This window comes from Mesorhizobium marinum, assembly GCF_040813675.1.
GTDB lineage: Bacteria > Pseudomonadota > Alphaproteobacteria > Rhizobiales > Rhizobiaceae > Mesorhizobium_K > Mesorhizobium_K marinum.
In genome coordinates this window covers 720,528-743,950 of sequence record NZ_JBFOCI010000002.1, presented here as the reverse complement: position 1 = coordinate 743,950, position 23,423 = coordinate 720,528, and the positions used below count along the sequence as shown (strand labels likewise).

Below are 23,423 nucleotides of genomic sequence, written 5' to 3'. Positions count from 1 at the left end.
GCCTTGCAATCGATGACCGACGCAGCCGTTACCATCCGCTTCGCCACCGACGCCGACGCCGACGACATCTTCGCGTCGCTGGTCGGCATCGCCGATACGGTCAACGAACGGCATAAGCTGAAAAGTACGGTCGCCGACATCAGGCGCTTCGGATTCGGCGAGAAGCCCGCCTTCGAGACGCTGATCGCCGAGGCGGACGGACAGTTTGCCGGCTGCTGCCTCTACTTTCCGAGCTTTTCCACCTGGATCGGCCGGCCGGGCGTCTATGTGCAGGACTTTTTCGTGGCCGATGCGTTTCGTGGGCGTGGCGTGGGGGAGCGGCTCCTGCGGCGGCTCGCCGCCGTCACGCGCGTGCGCGGGGGATGCTACATCCGCCTCGCAGTCGATACGCAGAATTTCCGCGCCCAGGCCTTCTACGCGCGCTGCGGCATCCGGCACCGGGTCGACGAACAGATCCATGCCGCCCGCGACGAGGATTTCGACAAGCTGGCCGATGCCGACACCGATGAGGTAGGACAGAATACATGAAAGCCTATTTTGCCGACGAGCAGCGCCGCCACGATCCGAGATCGTTCCTGTCGTCCGGGGCGCCGAAACCCAATCCGGAAGTGCCTGCCCGCGTCGATCGACTGCTGGCCGGGGCGATCGCCGCCGGCTGCGCCGTCGAGCGTCCGGGGAGCTACGGCCTCGAGCCGATCGCTGCGATCCATACGCCGGAATATGTCGACTTCCTGCAGCGGATCTTCGAGCGCTGGCAGCGTATCGACGGCGCATCGGCCGAGGTCATCCCGAACATTCACCCGATCGCCCGGGGAGGCTCCTATCCCGCGTCGGCGGTCGGCCAGGCCGGCTACCACATGGCCGACACGTCCTGCCCGATATCGGAGCATACTTTCGAGAGCGCCTGCTGGAGCGCCTGGACAGCGACTGCCGCGGCCGAGGCGGTCGAAGCCGGGGCAGCTTCGGCCTATGCGCTCTGCCGTCCCCCAGGGCACCACGCCTTCGCCGACGTTGCCGGCGGCTTCTGCTTCTTCAACAATTCCGGCATAGCCGCGCAGCGCCTGCGCAGGTCGGCCGAGCGCGTCGCCATCCTTGACATCGACCTGCACCACGGCAACGGCACCCAGGGCGTGTTCTACCGGCGCGGCGACGTGCTGACGGTTTCGATCCATGCCGACCCCGAACGCTTCTACCCGTTCTTCTGGGGCTACGCCGACGAGCGCGGCGAAGGCGCCGGGCTCGGTTGCAATTTCAACCTGCCGCTGGCGCGCAAGTCCGGCGACGACGTCTTCCTTGAAGCGCTCGCAGCCGCAATCCGCCGCATCGAGGCCTTTGCACCCGGCGCACTGGTCGTGGCGCTCGGTCTCGACGCCTTCGAAGGCGATCCTTTCGGCGGGCTCAGCGTCAGCACGCCCGGCTTCGCCCGCATCGGCGAGGCGATTGCGGCGATGCGGCTGCCGACGGTCGTCGTGCAGGAGGGCGGCTACCTCTGCGATGAAATGAGCGACAATCTGACGTCGTTCCTGACCGGGTTCGGGGGCAGCCACAGAACCCGCGGATGACGATCCGTTAGCCGAGAGGGAAGCCAAAGCTGGACCCGACGGCACGATCTGGTGCACACTGGTCGGACCAGCATTGGGCCGAAGGGATGCGGCCCGCAAGCTGCACGTACAGGGACACAGGAAAGCCGCCATGGACGCCGTTCCGGGAAACGCCGAGGAATCACCCGCCGAAACCCGCACCCCGTTCGACCAGAGCCGCCTCGACCGGCTGATGGACGATGCCGACCTGGACTTTGTCGTTGCCGCCTCGAAGCACAACGTCCAGTACCTGCTCGGGGGTTACAAGTTCATCTTCTTCTCCGCCATGGATGCGATCGGCCATAGCCGCTATCTGCCGCTCGTGATCTACGAGAAGGGGCGGCCGGATCGGGCGGCCTATATCGGCAACAAGATGGAAACGGGTGAGCACCAGAACCGGCCGTTCTGGACGCCCGAGGTTCACGCCGCGGCCTGGGGCTCGCTCGACGCGGCCGCGCTCGCCGCCGAGCATTTCGCCAAGATCGGCCGCACCGACGCGCGGATCGGCATCGAGCCCGCCTTCCTGCCCTCGGACGCCTATATCGCGCTCAGGAAGGCGCTGCCCGACGCCAAGGTCTTCGACGCCACGGCCACTTTCGAGCGCCTCCGCGGGCTCAAGACCCCGGACGAACTGGCAAAGCTTCGCAAGGCGTCGGAACTGATCACCGAATCCATGCTGGCGACGATCGCGGCCTCGCACGAGGGCTCGACCAAGGCCGACATCATCGAAACGCTGCGCCGCGAGGAAACCAATCGCGGGCTGCACTTCGAATACTGCCTGCTGACGCTCGGCTCCAGCCACAACCGCGCCGCCTCGCCGCAGGCATGGGCGAAGGGCGAGGTCATGTCGATCGATTCCGGCGGCAACTACCACGGCTATATCGGCGACCTCTGCCGCATGGGCATCCTCGGCGAGCCCGACGCGGAACTCGAGGACCTGCTGCACGAAATCGACGCAGTCCAGCAGGCCGCCTTCTCGAAGATCAAGGCCGGGGCGCTCGGCGAGGAGGTCATCATCGAAGCCGAGGCGACTCTGAAGACATCGCCGTCGGCTGCCTTCACCGACTTCTTCTGCCATGGCATGGGGCTGATCTCGCACGAAGTCCCATTCCTGATGACGAACCACCCGGTCGCCTACGAGGGCGTCGATGCCGACAGGCCGCTGGAGGAGAACATGGTGATCTCGGTCGAGACCACGATGCTTCATCCCAAGCGCGGCTTCATCAAGCTCGAGGATACCGTCGCCGTGACTGCCACGGGCTACGAGATGTTCGGAGAGACCGGCCGGGGATGGAACCGCGGAGGCAGCGCGCAATAGCTACAGGCGGTTCCGCCCGAAGGGGTTCCAGCGCACCGTGCCGAGCCTTATCCGTTCGCGCGCCACGGTGAGCAGGCCGGATCCCGCTATGATGGCCAGGCCGGCGATGGCCAGCGCGTCGGGCTTCTCGTTGAAGATCAGCGCGCCCAGGATGACCGCCCAGACGATCTGCGAGTAATGCGTCGAGGCAAGCTGGTTGGCCGGTGCGAAGCGCGTCGCCCTGAGGATCAAGATGTTGCCGGCCGCCGAAAAGACGCCGGCGACGACCAGGATCGCCGCCTCTTCGAGCGTCGGAAGCGTGAAGGAACGCGTCACCGCCATTGCGACCGCGTTGACCAGCACGGCGTACAGCATCAGGAAGCCAAGCATCGTCGTACGCGTCTCCTGCGCCGAGAGCGAACGCATGAGGATCACGCTCGCCGCGGCAAGCATGGCCACGACGACCGAGGCGAGATGGCCGAACTCAAGCTCCCTGACGCCCGGCTGCACGACCAGAAGTACGCCGACGAAGCCGGCGATCACGGCGAACCACCGCCATGGCCCCACATGCTCCTTGAGCACGAGGAGCGACAAAAGCGTCACGAAGAACGGCGCCAGGAAGATCAGCGCATAGACTTCGGCGAGCGGGATCGTCGTGAAGGCGATGACGCTGAGCACGCTCGCCGCCGCACCGGAAACCGCTCGCGCCTGCACCGCCAGCGGCCGTTTCATGCGCCAGAAGTGGAGCCAGCTCTCTTCCTTTGGCGTCGTGACGATGATGCAGACGGAGGCGACCAGCGTCAGGAAGAAACCAATCTCGAAGACGCTGAGCCCTCCCCCCAGCGCCTTGATCGCCGCGTCGCTCCACGAGTAGACGGCATAGGCAAGGAGTGCCAGCAGGATACCATTGTTCACGGGGGGTCTCGGAAGGGGCCGCCGGGATGGCGGTGATTCTTCCAGTCTACACCGTCACCGCCTGCCGCGCCTGTTCTTTTCGCGCCTGCGAAGGCCTCAGTTTCCGGCCGGGATCACCCTGAAGTCGGGCAGGTCCCGCAACGCGAGTTCGGGGCCGGCCGGCGAGTAGACGACGAAGAGCTGCATCGGGCCGGGCCCGGTGTTGAGCGTCGAATGGAAGCGACTCTCGGGGACGAAAACCGTGCACCCCGGCCCGACCTTCCGGGTGACCGGATTGCCCTGGTCGTCCTCGACCATCTGTTCGCCGTGGCCGGAGATCACGAAGATGATCTCCTCCGCGCCCGGATGGTTGTGACGCGCATGGCCCTGGCCGGGCGGCAGGTCGACCACGCCGCCCGAAAAGCGCGCCGCGCCGTTGACCTCAGGCGCGACCGTCAGCGCCAGCCGGCCCCAGTCGAAGCCGAAAGCGTCGACATCCTTGGGGTAGACGAACATCTTGTTCGGATCGCTCATTGCGGCATCTCCCGGTTTCAAGAATTGCGTTTGCGGATCGGCAGCGCCTTGAAGCTCGCCGTCTGGTCGCGGATCGCCGCCTCGGCCGGCAGCCGCTCCATCGAGCTTGCGCCGTAGAAGCCATGCAGGCCGGGGCATCGCTCGAGGATGAAGCGCGCGTCGTCCGGCATCGAAATGGGGCCACCGTGGCAGAGCACGATGACGTCGCCGCGCACCGCCCGAGCCGCCTCGGCGATGGCGTCGATCTCGCCGACGCAGTCATCGAGCGACTTGGCGCTGGTGGCGCCGATCGAGCCACCGGTGGTCACGCCCATATGGGCAACGATGAGGTCGGCGCCGGCCTCGGTCATGGCGCGCGCCTCATCCGGGTTGAACACATAGGGCGTGGTCAGGAGGTCGAGCCTGTGCGCCTCGGCGATCATGTCCACCTCGAGCGAATAGCCCATGCCGGTTTCCTCGAAGCTCTGGCGCATTGAGCCATCGAACAGGCCGATTGTCGGAAAGTTCTGTACGCCCGAAAACCCCATTTCCTTGAGCTCGGCAAGCAGGCGCGGCATGATGACGAAGGGATCGGTGCCGTTGACGCCGGCCAGCACGGGCGTGTGCTTCACGACCGGCAGGACCTCGTAGGCCATCTCCTTGACGATTTCGTTGGCGTTGCCGTAGGCGAGCAGGCCGGCGGCGGAGCCGCGACCGGCCATGCGGTAGCGGCCCGAATTGTAGATGATGATGAGGTCGATGCCGCCGGCTTCCTCGGCCTTGGCCGACAGTCCGGTGCCCGCGCCACCGCCGACGATCGGTTGGCCGCGCGCAATCATTTCACGGAACCTCTGCAGTATTTTCGTGCGTGGGATGGCGGGCATTTGGTGTTTCCTCGAGGCGGGTTCAGCGAAGCGCGTGGAGACGGTCACCGCGCGATCGACCGGAACGCCGCCACCGCGGCCTCCGAGAAGCGCGGGTCGTTGATGTGCAGAGGCAGCCGCTCGATGCGCCGCTCCGGCGTCTGGCGGACGTTTGCCTCGAGGGACGTGAACAGCGCCGCGTCGGCAGCTTCGTCGCGGAATGGACCGCCTTCGACATCGAGCGCCGACACGCCGCTTTCCGGGATCAGGAAGCGGACCTGCCCCTCGCAGGCATTCAGTTTCCTGCCGATCCACGCGCCGATGGCGTGGCACTCCTCGGCGGTCGTGCGCATCAGCGTGACGTTGGCGTTATGGTTGTAGAAGAGGCGCCCGCGGTATCGTTCGGGGACCGTGTCCGGCGCCCAGAAGTTCACCATGTCGAGCGCTCCGACGGAACCGACATAGGGCAGCCGGGTGCGGGCGACTGCGTCCAGGCGATCCTCGCCGGCCGGAAGAACGCCGCCGAAGAGCAGGTCGCAGACCTCGGTCGTGGTGATGTCGATGATGCCGGACAAGAGGCCGGAATCGGCAAGCTTCTCCATCGTTCGCCCGCCGGTGCCCGTGGCGTGGAAGACGAGGCAGTCGTGGGAGGCTTTCAGGCGCTCGACGATTGCGGTCACGCAGGGCGTGGTCACGCCGAACATCGTCAGTCCGATAGCCGGCTTGCCGTCGACCGCATCCTGCGGGCGCGCCGCCATGGCGCAGATGGCCGCGGCCGCATTGGCCAGGATGACGCGGCTGATGCGGTTAAGCCCGGCCATATCGGTTATCGAAGGCATCATCACGATGTCCGAGACGCCGACATAGGGGGCGACGTCGCCGGAGGCCAGCGTCGAAACCATGATCTTCGGCAGGCCGAGAGGCAGTTCGCGCATGCCCGCGGTGACGATTGAAGTGCCGCCGCCGCCGCCGATGCCGATCACCGCGGCGATGTCGGTGCGGGCAGCGGCGAAGCCGGCAAAGGAGGCCGCCATCGCCGCCACCGCGCGCCCGCGATCGCCCGAGGCAAGCGCCTCGGCGGTCCCTGCCGGCCCGTGCCTTGCCACCTCGGCGGACGGCACGTCGGGGGAAATAGAGGGGGCGCCGGTGCCGACATCGACGATCAGCGGAGCGCCGCCGGCAGCGGCGATGCGATCGGCCAGGTAGGCCAGTTCCTCACCCTTGGTGTCGGCAGTGCCGACGACGTGAATGCGCTTCACGGTTTCCTCTCCGGGCCTCTTGCCGGGCCTGGCCGCATGCCGCCGGTCGCGCGGCATCGATGCGCTTGCATCCATTTTGAGACGCGCGTATCGTATTGACATGCTCGTCTCACGTCAATTGCACACCTCGGAAGCCTCGACGGCGAAGACAGGGCCGCGGGCCCGCACTGGCCGGCTGATGCTCGGCACCGCGATCCGCCTCATGCAGGAGGGCGCCACGCCGTCGGTAAGCGATGTCGCGGAAGCAGCCGGCGTGTCGAGGGCCACCGCATATCGCTACTTTCCGAGCCAGGCGGCGCTGATCAGCGCGGTGGTCGACCAGGCGCTGGGTCCGATCCTGACATGGTCGTCATCATCGCCGGACCCGGCCCGTCGCGTCACGGAGCTGATGGAAGTCGGACTGCCGCGGATCGACGCCTTCGAAGCCACGTTCAAGGCCGCTCTCAGACTGTCCCTGGAGCAGTTTGCGCGCGGCCGCGCCGGTACGCTCGGGGAAGAACCTGCGTTCAAGCGGGGGCACCGCATCGACCTGCTGGTCGATGCGCTGGAGCCGCTCAGGGGAGAGCTATCGCCCGACCGGTTCGATCGGCTGGCGCAGGCGCTGTCGCTCGTCTTCGGCGTCGAGCTCCTGACGGTTCTCAAGGATATCTGGGGACTGGATGGTCAAGAAACGCAATCTGTGGCTCAATGGGCGGCCAAGGCGCTTGTCCGGGCCGCCCGGCAGGAGGAAGCCGAACGCACGGCATCAAGCTAAAGCGCGCAACGAACCATATCTGGTTCGACCAGATTTTGCGACCGGACTGTTCTAGGCGACAGATCGGCGATGCAGAATCGCAGGGCGTTTTTCGCGATTTTCTCAGAACATTCTGAATTTGAAGTGCTTTTCACCCGCAGTTGTGATCGGCCGAGACAACCGTCCGACCAAGAAAGCGCTTGACGGAACTCCGTAATTGGTAATACCAGATGAGGACGTGGTGCCCAAAGGGAGCAGGGTGCCCGAACCGTTTCGGCGCGGCCAGGGAGGGAACCGGACGCCGTCGGGGCGGCATGGAACGAGGAACGACAGAGTGGTCGATTTGCCGTCCGCCTGTGGCGAACGGTTTCCAAGGGAGGAAGGTCAACATGCGTAGCAAACTGGCCGGCTTGCTTGCCGGCGTATCGCTGACGTTCGCGGCCAGCGTGCCGGCGATGTCGCAAGAACTGACGATTTTCTGGGCGGAATGGGATCCGGCGAACTACCTGCAGGAGCTGGCGAACGTCTACGAGGCCGAGACCGGGGTCAAGGTCACGGTCGAGACGACGCCGTGGTCGGACTTCCAGACCAAGGCGTTCACGGAGTTCAACGCGAAGGGCTCCGCCTACGACATGGTCGTCGGCGATTCGCAGTGGATCGGCGCCGCCTCGGAAGCCGGCCACTATGTGGACCTGACCGACTTCTTCAACCAGCACAAGCTGGCCGAGACGATGGCCGCGGCGACGGTGAAATACTACGCCGAGTATCCCGCGAACTCCGGCAAGTACTGGTCGGTGCCGGCAGAGGGCGACGCCGTTGGCTGGTCCTACCGCAAGGACTGGTTCGAGGACCCCAAGGAGATGGAGGCTTTCAAGGCCAAGTACGGCTACGACCTCGCGCCGCCGGCCGACTTCAAGCAGCTGCGCGACATCGCCGAGTTCTTCCACCGTCCGGACGAGAAGCGCTACGGCATCGCCATCTACACCGACAACTCCTATGACGCGCTCGTCATGGGCGTCGAGAACGCCATCTTCTCCTATGGCGGCGAGCTCGGCGACTACGCCACCTACAAGGTCGACGGCATCATCAACTCCGACCAGAACGTGAAGGCGCTGGAGCTCTACAAGGAACTCTACGGCTTCACGCCTCCGGGCTGGGCGAAGGCCTTCTTCATCGAGGACAACCAGGCGATCACCGAGAACCTGGCGGCGATGAGCATGAACTACTTCGCGTTCTTCCCGGCGCTGGTCAACGAAGCGTCGAACCCGAACGCCAAGAACACCGGCTTCTTCGCCAACCCGGCCGGTCCGAACGGCGACCAGTACGCGGCGCTGGGCGGCCAGGGCATCTCGATCGTCAACTATTCGGAGAACAAGGAAGAAGCCTTCAAGTTCCTCGAGTGGTTCATCAAGGACGAGACCCAGAAGAAGTGGGCCGAACTCGGCGGCTACACCTGCAACAAGGCGGTCCTCGAGAGCGCCGAGTTCCAGAACGCGACGCCGTACAACAAGGCCTTCTACGACACCATGTTCAAGGTGAAGGACTTCTGGGCGACGCCGGAATATGCGGAACTGCTGATCGCCATGAACCAGCGGGTCTATCCGTATGTCACGGGCGACCAGGGCACCGCCAAGGAAGTGCTAGACGCACTGGCCGGCGACTGGAACGCGACGTTCAAGAAGTACAACCGCGTGAAGTGAGCGCGGCCTGAAATCCGGAGGGGGCGCCCCCGCCCCCTCCGTTTGTTTTTGCGAACGTCTCGTCTCGAGGACAGGGAAGAAGGACCAGGCGCTTGGCCACCGCAGTCATGACAACGCTGGATCCGAAGTCGCGCGCGGCGCGGCGCGGCATGAGCGACATCGCGATCCGCAATCTCTTCATCATACCGACGATCCTTTTCCTGATCGTCTTCAACATCTTCCCGCTGCTCTACTCGCTCGGCTATTCGTTCACCGACTTCCGCGCCTCGTCGCCGGCGCCGGCGAATTTCGTCGGGCTGCAGAACTACCGCGAACTGCTCAACGACCCCTTCATCTGGTCGAATTTCGCCATCACCGCGAAGTACGTGATCGTTTCGGTGGTCGGGCAGGTGATCGTCGGCTTCGGCGTGGCGCTTCTGCTCAATCGCGACATTCCCCTGAAGGGGCTTATCACGACGCTGCTCCTCCTGCCGATGATGCTGTCGATGGCGGTGGTCGGCCTGTTCTGGAAGCTGCTCTACGACCCGTCGTTCGGCGTCATCAACTACGCGCTCGGACTGGGCAGCTTCGAATGGCTGTCCAACCCCGACATGGCGCTCTACGCGGTGGCGATTACCGACATATGGATGTGGTCACCCTTCGTGATGCTGCTGTCGCTGGCCGGACTGTCGGCGGTGCCGAAGCACCTCTACGAGGCCGCGGCGATCGATCGCGCCGGCACGCTCTACACATTTTTCCGCATCACCCTGCCGCTGGTCGCGCCGATCCTGATGATCGCCATCATCTTCCGCACCATGGAGGCGTTCAAGACCTTCGACCTGGCCTACATCCTGACCAGCCAGCCGACCACCGAGGTGATCTCGATCCGGCTCTACAAGATGGCGTTCCAGGAGTGGCAGACCGGCCGATCCTGCGCGCTCGCCTACATCGTGCTGATCATGATCCTGGCGATCACCAACATCTACGTGAAATACCTCAACAAGGTGAAGGAGCGCTGAGATGGCCCAGGTTCGGACCACCGGCGAGATCGCGGCGAACCGCGTGGCCATCGCCGCAGTTCTGGTCATCACGCTGATCTTCCTGGCGCCGATCTACTGGATCGTGTCGACCTCCTTCAAGCCGCGCAACCTGTCGACGACGATCCCGCCGACGGTCCTGTTCACGCCGGAGGTGTCGCCCTTCGTCAAGCTGTTCACCAAGCGCTCGCAGCTCAGGGAACAGCCGAGCCCGGAGGAGTACGCCGCGGCGCCGTGGTGGGAACGCATCGTGTTCGACGGCGGCGAGAAGGTGGTGCGCGACGGCAAGGGCGAAGTCCAGCCCTCCGGCTATCCGAACCGCTTCATGAACTCGCTCATCGTCGCGATCACCTCGACGGTGCTGGCGGTCTCGATGGGCACCATCACGGCCTACGGGTTCTCGCGCTTCAGGGTTAAGGGCGAGGCCGACCTCCTGTTCTTCATCCTGTCGACCAGAATGCTGCCGCCCGTCGTTGTGGCGATCCCGATGTTCCTGATGTACCGCGCGGTCGGCCTCAACGACACGCATTGGGGCCTCATCATCCTCTACACCGCGTTCAACCTGTCCTTCTCGGTCTGGCTGATGAAGGGATTCATCGACGAGATCCCCAAGGAGTACGAGGAGGCGGCGCTGGTCGACGGCTACACGCGCATGCAGGCCTTCTTCAAGGTGGTGCTGCCGGAAGCCGCGACGGGCATCGCGGCGACCGCCGTGTTCTGCTTCATCACGGCGTGGAACGAATACGCCTTCGCCTTGATCATGACCAACCGGCGCGCGCAGACTGCGCCGCCGTTCATCCCGAGCCAGGTGGGTTCCGGCCTGCCCGACTGGACGGTGATTGCCGCTGGAACGTTCCTGTTCCTGCTGCCGGTCGCGATCTTCACCTTCCTGCTTCGCAACCACCTGCTGCGCGGCATGAGCTTCGGAGCGATCCGCAAATGATCGACAGCGCAAGACTGCAGAGGATCGCCGAGATCGTGATGGTGCTCGGCATCGTCGCGCTCTGCCAGCCGTGGAACCTCTTCCTGCACCGCTACGGCGTCACCATCATCCTCGTCGGCCTCGTCACCTTCCTGTGCACCAACTGGTTCGGCAAGCCGGCGGCCGAGCGGGAAGAAGAGATGGACGGCGTGTTCGACGTCTCCGACCATCACGACGGCCGCCAGCCTGGAGGGCATGCATGACCCAGATCGAGCTTCGTGGCGTCCAGAAGTTCTTTGGCGCGGTCCAGGTCATCCGTGACCTGAACCTCAAGATCGAGGACAACGAGTTCATCGTCCTGCTCGGCCAGTCGGGCTGCGGCAAGACGACGACGCTGCGCGCCATCGCCGGGCTGGAGACGATCGACGACGGCGACGTGCTGATCGACGGCAAGGCCGTGCAGCATCTGAAGGCAGCCGACCGCGACATCGCCATGGTGTTCCAGTCGTTCTCGCTCTACCCGCACATGAACGTCTACGAAAACATCGCCTTTCCGCTGCGGGCCACCGGCATGAACCGGGCCGACATCGACAAGGCGGTGCGCGAGGTCGCCAAGGTGCTGCGCATCACCGACCTCCTCGAGCGCAAGCCCTCGGCGCTGTCGGGCGGCGACATGCAGCGCGTCGCAATCGGCCGTGCGCTGGTCAGGCGGCCCAAGGCGATGCTGATGGACGAGCCGATCGGCGCGCTCGACGCCAAGCTGCGCGAGGAGATGCGCGCCGAGATCAAGCGCCTGCACCTGAAGCAGGGATCCACGACGATCTACGTCACGCACGACCAGATCGAGGCGATGAGCCTGGCCGACCGCATCGTCATCATGCACGAAGGCGTGCTGCAGCAGGTCGGCAGTCCCGAGGATGTCTACCAGCACCCGGAAAATCTGTTCGTGGCGCAGTTCGTCGGCAGTCCGGTGATGAACGTCGCCGGGGCCACCATCGCCGAGGACAGCGGCGCCGCCCGGGTGACGGTCGACGGCGCGCCGGAAGGCTTTGCGTTCCCGCGCGAACTGCTCGGCAAGCTTAACGGCAGCGCAGGCCGGAAGCTGTCGCTCGGCATTCGCCCTGAAGGCGTCCTCGTCGCACATGAAGAGGCCGACGGATTCCTGCCGGCTGAGGCCCACATCATCGAGCCGCTCGGCTCCTACGACATCGTCGACCTGCAGTTCGGCGAACAGATGCTGCGCGCCCGCACCCGCTCCGGTTTCGTTGCCAAGGCCGGCGACCGCGTGTTCGCCCGCCTCGATCCGAGCCAGGCGCATTTCTTCGATACGGCGAGCGGCCAGAGCCTGGGGGTCAGGCTGTGATGCGCCGTCAATACGTCTTTCGGCCTTTCGGGACCTTCTGATTCATGGCTCACATCCAGCTCAAGAACGTCAGCAAGAAATTCGGCGGCCACACCGCGCTGCGGCATCTCGACCTCGACATCGCCGACGGCGAGTTCTTCGTCCTGCTCGGCGAGACCGGCGCGGGCAAGACGACGACGCTCCGGATCATAGCCGGGCTTGAGAAGCCGACCGAAGGCCAGGTCTTCATAGACGGCATCGATGTTGCCGACTGGGGCGCAGCGGAGCGCGATGTCGCGCTGGTGCTGCAGCAATACTCGCTCTACCCGCGCTACACCGTGCGCCAGAACCTCGAATTTCCGCTCAAGTCCAGGCTGCGCAGGGTGCCCGACGCCGAGATCGCCGAACGCGTCACGCGGGTGGCCAAGACGCTGCGCATCGAGCATCTTCTGGAGCGCAAGACGGACAAGCTGTCTGGCGGCGAGATGCAGCGCGTCTCGATCGGCCGCGCGATCGTCAGGAAGCCGCGCGTATTTCTCATGGACGAGCCGCTGTCGGCGCTCGATGCCAAGCTGCGCGAGGCGCTGCGCACCGAGCTCAAGAACATCCAGATGAATCTCGGCCAGACCTTCCTGTTCGTCACGCACGACCAGATCGAGGCGATGTCGATGGGCGACAAGATCGGCGTGCTCAACCGCGGCCAGCTGGTGCAGACCGGCACGCCGGGCGACATCTACGCCAATCCCAAGAACACCTTCGTCGCCCGCGCCGTCGGCTCGCCGCCGATGAACCTGATCGACGGCAAGCTGGTGTCGGGCCGCGCGGTGATGGCGCCGATCAATGTCGAGCTGCCCTATTCAGGCGCCGCCGCGGCTTCGACCGATGGGCGCGCACTCACCTTCGGCATCCGCCCCGAAGACATCGTCGTCGAGCAGGGCGCGCCTGCTGAGGCGCGCGTCCACGACGTGGAGAACCACGGCGTGGAGAAGATACTCACCCTGAGCGTCGGCAACGCGACGCTTCACGCCACGGTGCCGGCCCGCACCAACCTGAAGATCGACGAGACCGTCTCCTTCTCCTGGAACCCCGACAAGGTGGTGCTGTTCGACCAGAAGAGCGGCCAGAATCTCAGGCACGCCGGATAGCTTGCGGCAGGCGCGTCGCTCAAGCCACCCAGTGCTTGTGCAGATGAGCGGCGCGAGCGAGTTGCGGCGCGGTCCTGACCTCATGGCCGAGCGTTGCCGCCGCGCGCCAGGGCCAGCGCGGGTCGGCGAGCAGCGCCCTGGCGATCGCGACCATGTCGGCTCGCCCGTCCGCTATGATCGCCTCGGCCTGCCTCGCGTCGTCGATCATGCCGACCGCACGCACCGGTACGCCGACCGCCTTTCTGACCGCCTCGGCAAGATGAACCTGATAGCCCGGCCCCGAGGGGATTTTCTGCAGGGGCGAGTTTCCGCCGCTCGAGCAGCAGATGTAGGATACGCCGGCGTCCGCCAGCGCACGGGCGACCTCGACGCCCTCCTCGACCGGAAGCCCGCCCTCGACCCAGTCCGTCACCGAGATGCGCGCGCCGAGCATGAGCGCGGGCACGGCCTTCCTCACCGCGCGGGCGATCTCGACGGCCAGCCGCACGCGGTTCTCGAAGGCGCCGCCCCACTTGTCGTTGCGATGGTTGGAAAGCGGCGAGATGAACTGGTGCAGCAGATAACCATGCGCGGAATGCAGTTCGATGAAGTCGAAGCCGGCGCGCTCGGCGCGGTGGGCGGCGGCGACGAAACGTCCGATCAGCGCCTCGATCTCGTCCTCGGCCAGCGCATGCGGCGTATGCCAGCCGTCGGCGAAAGGCAGCGCCGAGGCCGACACGGTCTGCCATGGGTCCTGGCCCGGCTTCAGCGGCCCGCCGCCTTCCCACGGCCGCTGGCACGAGGCCTTGCGGCCGGCATGCGCAAGCTGCGTGCCGAACTTCGTGCCGGGCAGGGCCACGCGCCTCGCCGCGTCCAGCATGCGCTTCGCCGCGGCTTCATTGTGGTCGGAATAGAGGCCGAGGCAGCCGTGCGAAATGCGCCCGCGGCGCTCGACGTCAGTCATCTCCATCGTCACCATGCCGGCGCCCGACAGCGCGTATGTCATCCACTGCTGCAGGTGCCAGTCGGACGCCGAGCCGTCGTCGGCGGAATACTGGCACATCGGCGCAATGGCGATGCGGTTGGGAATTTCGAGGCCGCCGACATCGATCGGCGAGAAGAGATGATCCGTCATGAAGAACTCCTGGGAGAGGCCTGCCTATAGTTAGACGGCCGCGGCCGCCGCGCAACACCTGGCCGGTGGTTCGGGCAACGCCCGCCGGTCAAGCGCCGTAGCGCTGCCTCAGATGTTCGGTGAAATAGCGCGCTGTCAGCTTCTCGCCGGTCGCGCGCTCCATCAGTTCGGGCGTCGACCAGCGCGAGCCTCGCGCCCAGATCTTTTCCCGGCGCCATGCGTTGATGGTTTCGAACCTGCCTTTCGCCAGTTCGTCGTCGACGGCCGGGTACTCGCGCTTCAGCGCCGCCCATTGCTGCGCGGCCATCATGGCGCCGAGCGTGTAGGACGGGAAATAGCCGAAGGCGCCGGCCGGCCAGTGCACATCCTGCATCGGCCCGTCGGCAAAATTGCCCGCGGTGGACAGGCCGAGATAGTCGCGCATCCGGGCGTCCCAGGCTTCAGGGATGTCGGCCACGTCGAGCCGTCCCGAAACGAGTTCCTCCTCCAGCTCGTAGCGCAGGATGACATGCAGCGGATAGGTCACCTCGTCGGCGTCGACGCGGATCAGGCCGCGCCCGACATGGTGCACATGCGGCAGGATGTCGTCGATGGACCAGACCTCGCCGAGGTGTTTCTCGACCATCGGCAGCGCCCAGGCCCAGAAGGCTGGATTGCGGCCGATCTGTTTCTCGACGAAGAGGCTCTGGCTCTCGTGCACCGCCATGCCGCGCGCCTTGCCGAGCGGCCAGTGCGCCCATTCGGCGGGCAGGTTCTGTTCGTAGAGGGCGTGGCCGGTTTCGTGCAGCACGCCCATCAGCGCGGACAGGAACTCGCCCGTTCGGTAGCGGGTGGTGATGCGCACATCCGTCGGCACGCCGCCGCAGAATGGGTGGTGCGACACCGACAGGCTGCCGTGCGTCAGGTCGAAACCGACCGCCGTCATCAGCGCGAGGCCGAGTTCGCGCTGGCGCTCGATCGAATAGGTGCCGGACAGCGGCTTGAGCGGACGCTCGGCCATGCGTTCTTCCTGCGCGGCGAGAGCTTCGGGGACGAAATCCCTCAGGAACGTCTTCAACTCGGCAAAGACCGGCGTGATGTCTGCTGCGCGGTTGCCGGGGTCATACTGCTCCATCAGCGCGTCGTAGGGGTCGAGCCCCAGCCTGTCGGCGCGCATCGCCGCCTCTTCGCGCACCAGCGCGACGACGTTTTCGAGCGACGGCAGGAAGCCCGCCCAGTCGTTCTTTTCGCGCAAGCTCCGCCACAACTGCTCGGAACGCATGCGCGCCGTCGTCTGGCGCTCGACGAATTCGGCCGGCAGACAGGTGAGGTTGGCGTAATGCCGACGGAATTCGCGCAGAGCCGCCTGCTGGTCCTCGTTCAGGTCCTCGGCATCGGCGGCCTCGATCCAGTCGCCGATTTCGGGCGCGGTCGCCTGGCGGTGGAGCATGCCGGCAAGCGCGGCCATCGCCTCGGCGCGTTTTTCGCCACCACCCACCGCCATATGCGTCGCCTCGTCGGCGCCGAGGATCGCCAGCGCATGCTCCAGCGCTTCGAGTTTGCGGCCGAGTTCGTCGAGTTTCTGGAAGGACATGGTGACGGGCTCCCTTGCAAGCAAAGCACTTGCCGCAGCCGCGGCGCGCGATCAAGATCGAAAGCGGAGCGGGAGGAACCGATGCTCGCCAACATCCTGATCGCGCTGGTGGCGTTGCTGCACGCGGGCTTCATGTACCTGGAGATGATTGCCTGGGACCGAGCGCTCGGTCGTAAGGTGTTCAGGACGACACCGGAATTCTCGGCTGCATCGAAGGCGCTTGCCGCCAACCAGGGCCTCTACAACGGCTTCCTCGTCGCGGGCCTGGTGTGGGGGCTGTGGCTCGGCCAGGACGGGTTCGCGGTGAAGGCGTTCTTCCTCGCCTGCGTGGTCGTGGCCGGCCTGTTCGGCGCGGCGACGGTCAGCCGGCGTATCCTCTACGTGCAGGCGCTCCCGGCGGTGGCTGCGCTCGTCGCTTTGTGGGCCGGGTGGTAGCGGCGCTCACCGCTCGGTGAGCTTCAGCTCGATGCGGCGGTTGCGGGTGCGCGCTTCGTCCGTGTCGGCGGTGTCGAGGGGCTGATACTCGCCGAAGCCGGCGGCGACCAGCCGGTTCGCCGGAACGCCGTACTCGATCAGCAGCTTCACGACCGACGTGGCGCGCGCCGAAGATAGTTCCCAGTTGTCCGACCAGCGCCGCGCCGTCGACACCGGCACGTTGTCGGTGTGGCCATCGACGCGCAGGACCCAGTTGATCTCCGGCGGAATTTCGCGCTGCAACTCGATGATGGCGTCGGCGAGCTTTTTCATCTCGATCCGGCCGGCCGGATTGATGACGTCGGAGCCGGACGGGAACAGCACTTCGGACTGGAAGACGAAGCGGTCTCCGACGATGCGGATGTTCTCGCGGTCGGACAGGATTTCGCGCAACCGCCCGAAGAAGTCGGACCGGTAGCGGTTGAGTTCCTGGACGCGCTGGGCAAGCGCCACGTTCAGGCGGCGGCCGAGATCGGCGATCTTGGTGTTGGATTCGCGGTCGCGCGCCTCCGAGGCCTCGAGCGCGTCCTCGAGCGCTGCGATCTGCTTGCGCAGCGCGGCGATCTGCTGGTTCAGCAGCTCGACCTGGCTCAGCGCGCGCTGGCTGATCTGGCGTTCGGCGTCGAGTTCGCCGCTCATAGAGGTGATACGCGCATTGGCCTCGGAATCGGCGCCGGCGCCCCTGTCGAGCAGTTCCTGCAGGCGTGTCCGCTCGCTCTGAGCGCTGAACAGCGAGGCCTGCAGGTCCGCGATCGTGTCCTGGGCGTCCTGGTTGTTGCCCTGCTCGAGCGCCAGCAGCTGGGTCAGCTCGTTGATCTGCAGGTTGAGCCTGGCCAGCACCTCGTCGCGGCCGCTGATCTCCCGGCTGAGCAGGAACTGCGCAAGCACGAAGACCGAGAGCAGGAACATGATGGCGAGCAGCAGCGTCGACAGCGCGTCGACAAAGCCCGGCCAGTAATCGATGTGGCGGTTGCGTCGCGCCGCCCTTGCAAGCGCCATGCCGTCGGGTCCCTAGTTGAGTTCCTGCTTCTTCAGCGTATCGGCCAGCCGGTCCAGCGTGCGGCGCATCGCCTTCTGTTCCTCCGACTGCGCCTCGACCCAGTCGCGCATGATCTGCTGCTCGGACCGCATGTTCTTGACGAGGCCCGATATGCCGTCGGCGAGGTTGGCCATGGCGGTGGCGACGCGCGGGTTGGAGCCGCCATGCTCCTGCAGGCTGCGCAGGCGCTCCGACAGCGCACGAATCTCGTCGGACGCGTCGCCCTTGGAGCCGTCGGCGACCACCATGTCGGAGGACAGGTCGGTGACCGACGAAAGCCAGTTCTCGAGTTCGGTGTAGAAGCGCGTCTGGGCGCGCCCGGCCTGGAGGTCGAGGAATCCGAGCACCAGCGAGCCGGACAGGCCGAACAGCGACGACGAGAAGGCCGTGCCCATGCCGGCCAGCGGCGCCGACAGCCCGGCCTTCAGCGCGTCGAGCACGGATCCCGTGTCGCCCGAACCCGGATCGAGCGACTGGATCGTGTCGCCGATCGAGCCGATTGTGGCGAGCAGGCCCCAGAAGGTGCCGAGCAGGCCGAGAAAGACAAGCAGGCCAATGAGGTAGCGCGAGATGTCGCGGCTCTCGTCGAGGCGGGTGGCGATCGAATCGAGCATGGAGCGCATCGAGCTGGTCGACAGCGCGACCGTCGAGGAGCGCGACAGCAGCGCCTTCATCGGCGCGAGCAGGACGGGCTCGGTCGCCTCGGACCCGGCGCGGAAGGAGTTGACCCAGCGCACTTCGCGGAAAAGCCTGACGGCCTGCTGGAAGGACAAGAGGATGCCGACGATGAGCACGCCGAGAATGAGGCCGTTGAGGCCTGGATTGGTGGCGAAGGCAGCCGAGATCTGGCGGGTCAGGATGGCTGCGATGAAGGCGACGATGGCCAGGAAGACCATCATCGACAGAACGAAGACCTGCGGGCTGGAAAGCCTGTAGGGGTCGTAGTCCATCACGTCAGACGAGCCGACTAGGCCCATGGTCCTCAAGATGCCCATTCTCGCCCCGATTCCATTTCCTGCGACGCAGCAGCCGCGACTCTAAGCGGAATCGCGGTCAAATTGGAAGACGCAAGGGAACTTGGGGCTCCGGCTCAAAAGCGGGCGACCACGAGGCAGTCGATGATCGCGGCGCAATGCAATCCCGCGCCGGTGACCACAAATCCGTGCCAGACGGCATTGTGGAACCGGAGACCTTTCCACGCGAAAAAGACGACGCCGCAGGAATAGACGACCCCGCCGGCGAGGATCAGGCCGAGCGTGACAGCAGGCAGCGTGTCCAGAAGCGGCTGAACGACTAGCGTGCCGCTCCAGCCGATGGCGAGATAGAAGACGATCGCCAGGCGGTCGAAGCGGCCGGGCAGGAAGAGCTTGATCGCCATGCCCGCGACAGCGACGCACCATACCACCGCGACCATGACGCGGGCCATGGCAAGGTCGTCGAGCTGGATCAGGAAGGGCGTGTAGGTCGCCGCGATCAACAGGTAGATCGCGGCGTGATCGAAGCGGCGAAGGATCCACTTGGCAGGGGTCAGTGGCCATAGGTTGTAGGCGAGCGAGATGGACAGCACCGTCAGCAGCGCCACGACGTAGAAGATCGCCGCGACATACTCGCCGGGGCCGGCGTGGAAGGGCGCGAGCGACAACAGCGACGAGCCGGCCGCGATCGCAAGCACGATGCCGACGGTATGCACGGCGCCATCGGCGACAATCTCGGCGCGGGAATAGTGGAAGCGCCCCCAGAACGGGGCGGCGGCGCGGGACGGAGCGTCGCCGCTATTCATCATGGACCTGCATGCCCTCTATCTGGGAGCGGTCGCCATGGTTTTGCAAGCCTTCCGACCGCCAGGGCGGCGACCGCATTGAGGGTCAGCGCGGGGAGACAGGCTTCTTCAGCGTCTTCATCAGGTCGCGGTGGATCGCCTCGTTGCCCGCCACCAGATCGCCCGTGGCGAAGATGTCCTGGCCGCCAGCCTTGTCGGTGACGAAGCCGCCCGCCTCGCGCACGAGAACGATGCCGGCGCCGACATCCCAGGGCGAAAGGCCCTGCTCCCAGAAGCCGTCCATGCGGCCCGCCGCGACGTAGGCGAGGTCGAGCGCCGCCGAACCCAGGCGGCGCACGCCTGCGACTTCGCCCATGACGTTGCGCATTTCGATCAGGAAGTTGCCGTGATGACCGCGGCCGAGATGCGGCACGCCGGTGCCGACGACCGCGTCGGACAGCTTGGTGCGACCGGCAACGCGAAGGCGGCGATCGTTGAGGAAGGCGCCGCCACCGCGTTCGGCGGTATAGAGCTCGTCCATCGCGGGATTGTAGACCACGCCGGCGACCAGCTGCCCCTGACGTTCGAGCGCGATGGAGATGGAGAAGATCGGGATTCCGTGCAGGAAGTTGGTGGTGCCGTCGAGCGGGTCGACCAGCCAGCGGTGCTGGTCGTCGTCGCCTTCGACCTCGCCACGCTCCTCCATGAGGAATGAATAGCCGGGACGCGCCCGCGACAGCTCGGCGTGGATGATCTCCTCTGCCTTGCGGTCTGCCTGGCTGACGTAGTCGCCTGGCCCCTTGAGGGAGACCTGGAGGTTCTGCACCTCGCCGAAGTCACGGGAAAGGGAGCGGCCCGCCTTCATCGCGGCCTGGACCATCACGTTGAGGAGTGCTGAGCGCGCCATCTGCCTGCCTGAATCAGTCCGCGCGGCGGACGTAGGTGAGTTCGTTCGTGTCGACGATGATACGTTCGCCGGCGGAGATGAAGGGCGGCACAAGCACGCGGATGCCGTTTTCGAGCACCGCGGGCTTGTAGGAGGACGCGGCGGTCTGGCCCTTCACCACGGGATCCGCCTCGGTGATCGCCAGCGTGACCTGGTCGGGCAAGGACACGCCGATCGGCGTCTCGTTGTAGAGTTGCACCGTCACCATCATGCCGTCCTGCAGGAAGGCGGCGCGGTCGCCGACGAAGTCCTTCTGCAGTTCGAGCTGCTCGTAGCTCTCGGTATCCATGAAAACGAGCTGGTCGCCCTGCTCGTAGAGGAAGGAGAAGTCCTTGAGGTCGAGCCGGGTCTGCTCGACTTTCTCGTCCGAGCGGAACCGCTCGTTCAGCTTGGTGCCGCTGACGAGGTTCTTCAGTTCGACCTGGTTATAGGCGCCGCCCTTGCCAGGCTTGACGGTGTTCGTCCTGACGGCAACCCAAAGGCCGCCATCATGCTCGATGACGGTGCCGGGACGGATTTCGCTGCCGCTGATCTTGGCCATGGTAGGGGAATTTCCGGAACATTCATGCGCTCGACGTCGCGCGTTGGTGGTCCATGACCACAAAAAGCCTGGGGAGGCAAGAGACCGGCGGGTTGGCGGAGCGCCCTAACGCAGCCGGTTTGCGCGTTCGAGCGCCGTCTTCAGGTCCTCGTCGGTCAATCCGCTGAGGAAGTCGTCCATTTCAGCATCGTGCAGTCCGCGCCTGCGTGCGAGGAAGTACCAGGCGGCGGCGTCGATCGCGTTCGGCTCGGTGCCGATGCCGCCCATGTAGAGCTTCGCCAGCCTGTTCTGCGCGGCGACGTTGCCGCCCTCGGCGGCGCGCTTCATCCAGCCGAACCCGGCTTTCAGGTCGCGCGGGCCGCCGCGACCCTCGACCAGCCAGGTCGCGAGGTCGAGCTGGGCGGTGTCGAAGTTCTGCCGGGCGGCGAGCAGCAGCCAGCGCCTTGCCTCGGCCTCGTCGCGCGGCTTGCCACCGGCGCCGTTGGCGTAGATCTGCGACATTGCATACTGGCCGTCCGCAAGGCCGGCTTCTGCGGCGCGCTGGTAGTAGGACACAGCCTTCGCCATTCCGACGTCGCCGGGCTCGCGCTGAACGAGCAGCTGCGCGAAATTGAACTGCGCGAGCCGGTTGCCTGCTTCCGCGGCCGACTGCATCAGCGCATAGGCCCCCTTCGTGTCCTTCTTCACGAAACGACCGTCTATCAGCATCAGGGCGTACTGGAACTGGGCTTCGGGCACGCCCTGCTCGGCGGCCAGCTGGTACCATTTCGCAGCCTGCGCCTCGTCGCGCTTGACGCCGAGCCCGCGGGACAGGATCTCGGCCACCAGCGTCTGCGCCGCCGCGTTTCCGGCCTCGGCGCGCGGCATCGCCAGGTTGAGCGCCGTCATGTAGAGGCCGCGCTGGTAGGCGCCATAGGCGGCGTCGGACGCCGGGCCGCCGAAGCGTTCCTGGTCCACGCCCGTCGTTGCCTCCGGGGTTTCTCCGGCCGGCTGCGCATCTTCGGCCGCGATTACGCCGCCGCAGACCAGAAGGGCGGCCAGCAGGGGAAGACGTCGCGAAAGCGCAATCATCCGGCCGGTTCGAAGCGCGGTGCGGTTTCGTCGAGGATGGCGTTGGCCCGCTGGACCGCCTCGGACGGGTCGACGCCTTCAGAGAAGACCGCCGCGGAAAGCGCCACGAAATCGGTCCCGGTGGCAGCCACCGTCGCAACGGAATCGAGGCTGGAGCCGGCCATCACCACGCCGGGAATCTCCACCATCTCGGCCCACCAGCCGCCCAGCGACAGATTGCGCTGGTGGGCTTCCGGCTGGTTGTCGTAGCCGAAACGGCCGAAAAACACGTAGTCGGGGCGCTCTTCGCCCAGTTCCAGCGCGTCATCGCGGCTCTTCACGCCGCCCGCTCCAACCGCGATCCTGGACTGGAAGTTTTCAACTGCCTCGGCAAGGGCGGCCTTGCCGCCTTCGATGTGGATGCCGTCGGCCTTGACGCGGCCGGCGATGCGGGTGTCGTCGACGATGACCGCCGCGATCCCGGCGGCTTGGGCCATGGGCACGACGCGCTCTGCGAAGGCCTGGTAAGAGGCCTCGTCCATCTCGTAGGGCGGGAGAATGACGGAGGCGACGTCACCGCCGGCGATCGCCGCGGCGAACTTCGTGGCGAACGCCTCCGCAGCTATGCCAGGCGGCGATATCAGGATGATGCGGCAGCGGTTCGGCGTGTTGTCGTCGGTCATGCTCGGCTTTCCTGCCCCGGCCTATGCCGGGCGAGTTTGGTCGAAAAGCGGCATAGACGAAGGACGTCGCGTTGAACAGCAGCCGCGCGCCTTCGCCTCGGCCAACAATCCGGTCGCATCCTTGCCGTTTTCAGGCTATTCCAGCGCGTCTTTCTTCATTTCGCCTCATGTCCGAGCTTCTCGCAAATCCCTGGTTCTACGCAGCCGCCGTGCCGGCCGTGATCCTGGCCGGCCTGTCCAAGGGCGGGTTCGGCGGCGCCATGGGCTTCGTGGGCGTTCCCCTGATGGCGCTGGTCATCAGCCCGGTGCAGGCGGCGGCGATCCTGCTGCCCATCCTGGTGCTGATGGACATCGTGTCGTTGTGGACCTGGCGCGGCGTCTATGACCGCGCGACCCTCGCCGTCATGCTGCCGGGATCGCTACTCGGCATCGGTCTCGGCTGGATGACGGCGGCCATGGTGACGGCCGACATGATCCGCTTCCTCGTCGGGGCGATCGCCATCGTCTTCGTCGGGCGCTGGCTCTACCAGCTGGCGCGGCACGGCGCGAACCATGTGGCGAAGCCAAGCCGCGTCGCGGGCTCGTTCTGGGGGGCCGTTGCCGGCTTCACCAGTTTCGTCGCCCATGTCGGGGGGCCGCCGTTCCAGGTCTACGCGCTGCCGCTCCGGATGGATCCCAAGGTCTTCACGGGAACCAGCGTGATCTTCTTCGCGATCACCAACGCCATCAAGCTCGTTCCCTACTCCCTGCTTGGCCAATTCGATGCGACCAACCTGGCGGCTTCGGCCGTTCTGATGCCGATCGCACCCGTCGCAACCCTTGCCGGCGCATGGCTCGTGCGACGGATGCGGCCGGAGATTTTCTACCCGTTTACCTATTGCACGGTGGCCGTCATCGCGGTGAAGCTGATTTACGACGGCGTGCTCGACGTGCTCCATTGACGTCCGGCGCGAAGGCCGGTCATGTGGGGCGAAAGCCCG

The 23,423-nt window shown here is 65.9% G+C and carries 25 protein-coding genes; 12 read left to right on the top strand and 13 right to left on the bottom strand.

Going from position 1 to position 23,423, the window contains the following annotated elements:
- The first annotated feature begins 12 nt into the window (after nt 1–12).
- From ABUE31_RS09180 to ABUE31_RS09170, 3 genes are all read left to right on the top strand, one after another.
- Complete coding sequence (locus tag ABUE31_RS09180) at nt 13–528, top strand: GNAT family N-acetyltransferase (RefSeq protein WP_367723225.1); 516 nt, start codon at nt 13–15, stop codon at nt 526–528.
- A complete protein-coding gene (locus ABUE31_RS09175; protein ID WP_367723224.1) occupies nt 525–1,562 on the top strand; it encodes a histone deacetylase family protein in 1,038 nt (345 codons plus the stop codon). Before ABUE31_RS09180 ends, ABUE31_RS09175 begins: the two co-directional genes overlap by 4 nt.
- Nucleotides 1,563–1,692: 130 nt before the next feature.
- A complete protein-coding gene (locus tag ABUE31_RS09170; RefSeq protein ID WP_367723223.1) occupies nt 1,693–2,898 on the top strand; it encodes a M24 family metallopeptidase in 1,206 nt (401 codons plus the stop codon).
- Here the strand turns inward: ABUE31_RS09170 and ABUE31_RS09165 are convergent, their stop codons facing one another.
- From ABUE31_RS09165 to ABUE31_RS09150, 4 genes are all read right to left on the bottom strand, one after another.
- On the bottom strand, nt 2,899–3,792 hold the full coding sequence (locus ABUE31_RS09165; RefSeq protein WP_367723222.1) for a DMT family transporter: 894 nt from the start codon (nt 3,790–3,792) through the stop codon (nt 2,899–2,901).
- A 96-nt stretch (nt 3,793–3,888) separates the two neighbouring features.
- Nucleotides 3,889–4,305: a cupin domain-containing protein gene (locus ABUE31_RS09160; protein WP_367723221.1), complete on the bottom strand. Its 417-nt coding sequence runs from the start codon at nt 4,303–4,305 to the stop codon at nt 3,889–3,891.
- A 17-nt stretch (nt 4,306–4,322) separates the two neighbouring features.
- Complete coding sequence (locus tag ABUE31_RS09155) at nt 4,323–5,168, bottom strand: phosphoenolpyruvate hydrolase family protein (RefSeq protein WP_367723220.1); 846 nt, start codon at nt 5,166–5,168, stop codon at nt 4,323–4,325.
- Between the two features lie 44 nt (nt 5,169–5,212).
- Nucleotides 5,213–6,406 (bottom strand): Tm-1-like ATP-binding domain-containing protein, encoded by a 1,194-nt coding sequence (locus ABUE31_RS09150; protein WP_367723219.1) that lies wholly within the window; start codon nt 6,404–6,406, stop codon nt 5,213–5,215.
- Nucleotides 6,407–6,506: 100 nt separating this feature from the next.
- On the opposite strand from ABUE31_RS09150, the gene ABUE31_RS09145 reads away from it, so the two are divergent.
- The 7 genes from ABUE31_RS09145 to ABUE31_RS09115 all read left to right on the top strand — a co-directional run bounded on the left by ABUE31_RS09145 (nt 6,507) and on the right by ABUE31_RS09115 (nt 13,264).
- Complete coding sequence (locus tag ABUE31_RS09145; RefSeq protein WP_367723608.1) at nt 6,507–7,160, top strand: TetR/AcrR family transcriptional regulator; 654 nt, start codon at nt 6,507–6,509, stop codon at nt 7,158–7,160.
- A gap of 368 nt (nt 7,161–7,528) precedes the next feature.
- Entirely contained in the window at nt 7,529–8,839 is a 1,311-nt protein-coding gene (locus tag ABUE31_RS09140) for an ABC transporter substrate-binding protein (protein WP_367723218.1), read from the top strand.
- A gap of 92 nt (nt 8,840–8,931) precedes the next feature.
- Nucleotides 8,932–9,837, top strand: coding sequence for a carbohydrate ABC transporter permease (locus tag ABUE31_RS09135; protein ID WP_367723217.1), 906 nt, complete (start codon nt 8,932–8,934; stop codon nt 9,835–9,837).
- Nucleotide 9,838: 1 nt separating this feature from the next.
- Nucleotides 9,839–10,798, top strand: a complete 960-nt coding sequence (locus ABUE31_RS09130) for a carbohydrate ABC transporter permease (RefSeq protein ID WP_367723216.1) — start codon at nt 9,839–9,841, stop codon at nt 10,796–10,798.
- A complete protein-coding gene (locus tag ABUE31_RS09125) occupies nt 10,795–11,040 on the top strand; it encodes a hypothetical protein (protein WP_367723215.1) in 246 nt (81 codons plus the stop codon). Before ABUE31_RS09130 ends, ABUE31_RS09125 begins: the two co-directional genes overlap by 4 nt.
- Complete coding sequence (locus ABUE31_RS09120; protein WP_367723214.1) at nt 11,037–12,140, top strand: ABC transporter ATP-binding protein; 1,104 nt, start codon at nt 11,037–11,039, stop codon at nt 12,138–12,140. Before ABUE31_RS09125 ends, ABUE31_RS09120 begins: the two co-directional genes overlap by 4 nt.
- A 44-nt stretch (nt 12,141–12,184) precedes the next feature.
- Complete coding sequence (locus tag ABUE31_RS09115) at nt 12,185–13,264, top strand: ABC transporter ATP-binding protein (protein WP_367723213.1); 1,080 nt, start codon at nt 12,185–12,187, stop codon at nt 13,262–13,264.
- 19 nt (nt 13,265–13,283) lie between these two features.
- Here ABUE31_RS09115 and ABUE31_RS09110 read toward each other — a convergent pair whose 3' ends face one another.
- Together ABUE31_RS09110 and ABUE31_RS09105 are read right to left on the bottom strand one after the other, a co-directional pair.
- Complete coding sequence (locus ABUE31_RS09110; RefSeq protein ID WP_367723212.1) at nt 13,284–14,378, bottom strand: NADH:flavin oxidoreductase/NADH oxidase; 1,095 nt, start codon at nt 14,376–14,378, stop codon at nt 13,284–13,286.
- An 88-nt stretch (nt 14,379–14,466) separates the two neighbouring features.
- Nucleotides 14,467–15,951: a carboxypeptidase M32 gene (locus ABUE31_RS09105; protein ID WP_367723211.1), complete on the bottom strand. Its 1,485-nt coding sequence runs from the start codon at nt 15,949–15,951 to the stop codon at nt 14,467–14,469.
- Nucleotides 15,952–16,032: 81 nt separating this feature from the next.
- Here ABUE31_RS09105 and ABUE31_RS09100 point away from each other — a divergent pair, with 81 nt between their 5' ends.
- The gene (locus ABUE31_RS09100; protein ID WP_367723210.1) at nt 16,033–16,386 is read left to right on the top strand and encodes a DUF1304 domain-containing protein; all 354 of its coding nucleotides are present in this window, start codon (nt 16,033–16,035) and stop codon (nt 16,384–16,386) included.
- A 6-nt stretch (nt 16,387–16,392) separates the two neighbouring features.
- Here the strand turns inward: ABUE31_RS09100 and ABUE31_RS09095 are convergent, their stop codons facing one another.
- From ABUE31_RS09095 to ABUE31_RS09065, 7 genes are all read right to left on the bottom strand, one after another.
- The gene (locus ABUE31_RS09095; RefSeq protein ID WP_367723209.1) at nt 16,393–17,424 is read right to left on the bottom strand and encodes a peptidoglycan -binding protein; all 1,032 of its coding nucleotides are present in this window, start codon (nt 17,422–17,424) and stop codon (nt 16,393–16,395) included.
- Nucleotides 17,425–17,436: 12 nt separating this feature from the next.
- Nucleotides 17,437–18,459, bottom strand: coding sequence for a MotA/TolQ/ExbB proton channel family protein (locus tag ABUE31_RS09090; RefSeq protein WP_367723208.1), 1,023 nt, complete (start codon nt 18,457–18,459; stop codon nt 17,437–17,439).
- Nucleotides 18,460–18,554: 95 nt separating this feature from the next.
- Entirely contained in the window at nt 18,555–19,244 is a 690-nt protein-coding gene (gene trhA, locus ABUE31_RS09085; protein WP_367723207.1) for a PAQR family membrane homeostasis protein TrhA, read from the bottom strand.
- A gap of 85 nt (nt 19,245–19,329) precedes the next feature.
- Nucleotides 19,330–20,130, bottom strand: coding sequence for an inositol monophosphatase family protein (locus tag ABUE31_RS09080; protein WP_367723206.1), 801 nt, complete (start codon nt 20,128–20,130; stop codon nt 19,330–19,332).
- A gap of 13 nt (nt 20,131–20,143) precedes the next feature.
- Nucleotides 20,144–20,710, bottom strand: coding sequence for an elongation factor P (gene efp, locus ABUE31_RS09075; protein ID WP_367723205.1), 567 nt, complete (start codon nt 20,708–20,710; stop codon nt 20,144–20,146).
- Nucleotides 20,711–20,815: 105 nt separating this feature from the next.
- Nucleotides 20,816–21,781, bottom strand: a complete 966-nt coding sequence (locus ABUE31_RS09070) for a tetratricopeptide repeat protein (RefSeq protein ID WP_437344094.1) — start codon at nt 21,779–21,781, stop codon at nt 20,816–20,818.
- Nucleotides 21,778–22,443, bottom strand: a complete 666-nt coding sequence (locus ABUE31_RS09065; RefSeq protein WP_367723204.1) for a thiamine phosphate synthase — start codon at nt 22,441–22,443, stop codon at nt 21,778–21,780. Before ABUE31_RS09065 ends, ABUE31_RS09070 begins: the two co-directional genes overlap by 4 nt.
- A 167-nt stretch (nt 22,444–22,610) precedes the next feature.
- Between ABUE31_RS09065 and ABUE31_RS09060 the strand changes: the two genes are divergently transcribed.
- Nucleotides 22,611–23,384: a sulfite exporter TauE/SafE family protein gene (locus tag ABUE31_RS09060; RefSeq protein ID WP_367723203.1), complete on the top strand. Its 774-nt coding sequence runs from the start codon at nt 22,611–22,613 to the stop codon at nt 23,382–23,384.
- The last annotated feature ends 39 nt before the right edge of the window (nt 23,385–23,423 follow it).

Excerpts from the sequence above, each read along its gene's own strand:
- ABUE31_RS09180 (WP_367723225.1), top strand. The coding sequence starts at position 13 with ATGACCGACGCAGCCGTTACCATCCGCTTCGCCACCGACGCCGACGCC.
- ABUE31_RS09175 (WP_367723224.1), top strand. The coding sequence starts at position 525 with ATGAAAGCCTATTTTGCCGACGAGCAGCGCCGCCACGATCCGAGATCG.
- ABUE31_RS09170 (WP_367723223.1), top strand. The coding sequence starts at position 1,693 with ATGGACGCCGTTCCGGGAAACGCCGAGGAATCACCCGCCGAAACCCGC.
- ABUE31_RS09160 (WP_367723221.1), bottom strand. The coding sequence starts at position 4,305 with ATGAGCGATCCGAACAAGATGTTCGTCTACCCCAAGGATGTCGACGCT.
- ABUE31_RS09155 (WP_367723220.1), bottom strand. The coding sequence starts at position 5,168 with ATGCCCGCCATCCCACGCACGAAAATACTGCAGAGGTTCCGTGAAATG.
- ABUE31_RS09145 (WP_367723608.1), top strand. The coding sequence starts at position 6,507 with ATGCTCGTCTCACGTCAATTGCACACCTCGGAAGCCTCGACGGCGAAG.
- ABUE31_RS09140 (WP_367723218.1), top strand. The coding sequence starts at position 7,529 with ATGCGTAGCAAACTGGCCGGCTTGCTTGCCGGCGTATCGCTGACGTTC.
- ABUE31_RS09130 (WP_367723216.1), top strand. The coding sequence starts at position 9,839 with ATGGCCCAGGTTCGGACCACCGGCGAGATCGCGGCGAACCGCGTGGCC.
- ABUE31_RS09125 (WP_367723215.1), top strand. The coding sequence starts at position 10,795 with ATGATCGACAGCGCAAGACTGCAGAGGATCGCCGAGATCGTGATGGTG.
- ABUE31_RS09120 (WP_367723214.1), top strand. The coding sequence starts at position 11,037 with ATGACCCAGATCGAGCTTCGTGGCGTCCAGAAGTTCTTTGGCGCGGTC.
- ABUE31_RS09115 (WP_367723213.1), top strand. The coding sequence starts at position 12,185 with ATGGCTCACATCCAGCTCAAGAACGTCAGCAAGAAATTCGGCGGCCAC.
- ABUE31_RS09110 (WP_367723212.1), bottom strand. The coding sequence starts at position 14,378 with ATGACGGATCATCTCTTCTCGCCGATCGATGTCGGCGGCCTCGAAATT.
- ABUE31_RS09105 (WP_367723211.1), bottom strand. The coding sequence starts at position 15,951 with ATGTCCTTCCAGAAACTCGACGAACTCGGCCGCAAACTCGAAGCGCTG.
- ABUE31_RS09100 (WP_367723210.1), top strand. The coding sequence starts at position 16,033 with ATGCTCGCCAACATCCTGATCGCGCTGGTGGCGTTGCTGCACGCGGGC.
- ABUE31_RS09095 (WP_367723209.1), bottom strand. The coding sequence starts at position 17,424 with ATGGCGCTTGCAAGGGCGGCGCGACGCAACCGCCACATCGATTACTGG.
- ABUE31_RS09090 (WP_367723208.1), bottom strand. The coding sequence starts at position 18,459 with ATGGGCATCTTGAGGACCATGGGCCTAGTCGGCTCGTCTGACGTGATG.
- trhA (WP_367723207.1), bottom strand. The coding sequence starts at position 19,244 with ATGAATAGCGGCGACGCTCCGTCCCGCGCCGCCGCCCCGTTCTGGGGG.
- ABUE31_RS09080 (WP_367723206.1), bottom strand. The coding sequence starts at position 20,130 with ATGGCGCGCTCAGCACTCCTCAACGTGATGGTCCAGGCCGCGATGAAG.
- efp (WP_367723205.1), bottom strand. The coding sequence starts at position 20,710 with ATGGCCAAGATCAGCGGCAGCGAAATCCGTCCCGGCACCGTCATCGAG.
- ABUE31_RS09070 (WP_437344094.1), bottom strand. The coding sequence starts at position 21,781 with ATGATTGCGCTTTCGCGACGTCTTCCCCTGCTGGCCGCCCTTCTGGTC.
- ABUE31_RS09065 (WP_367723204.1), bottom strand. The coding sequence starts at position 22,443 with ATGACCGACGACAACACGCCGAACCGCTGCCGCATCATCCTGATATCG.
- ABUE31_RS09060 (WP_367723203.1), top strand. The coding sequence starts at position 22,611 with ATGTCCGAGCTTCTCGCAAATCCCTGGTTCTACGCAGCCGCCGTGCCG.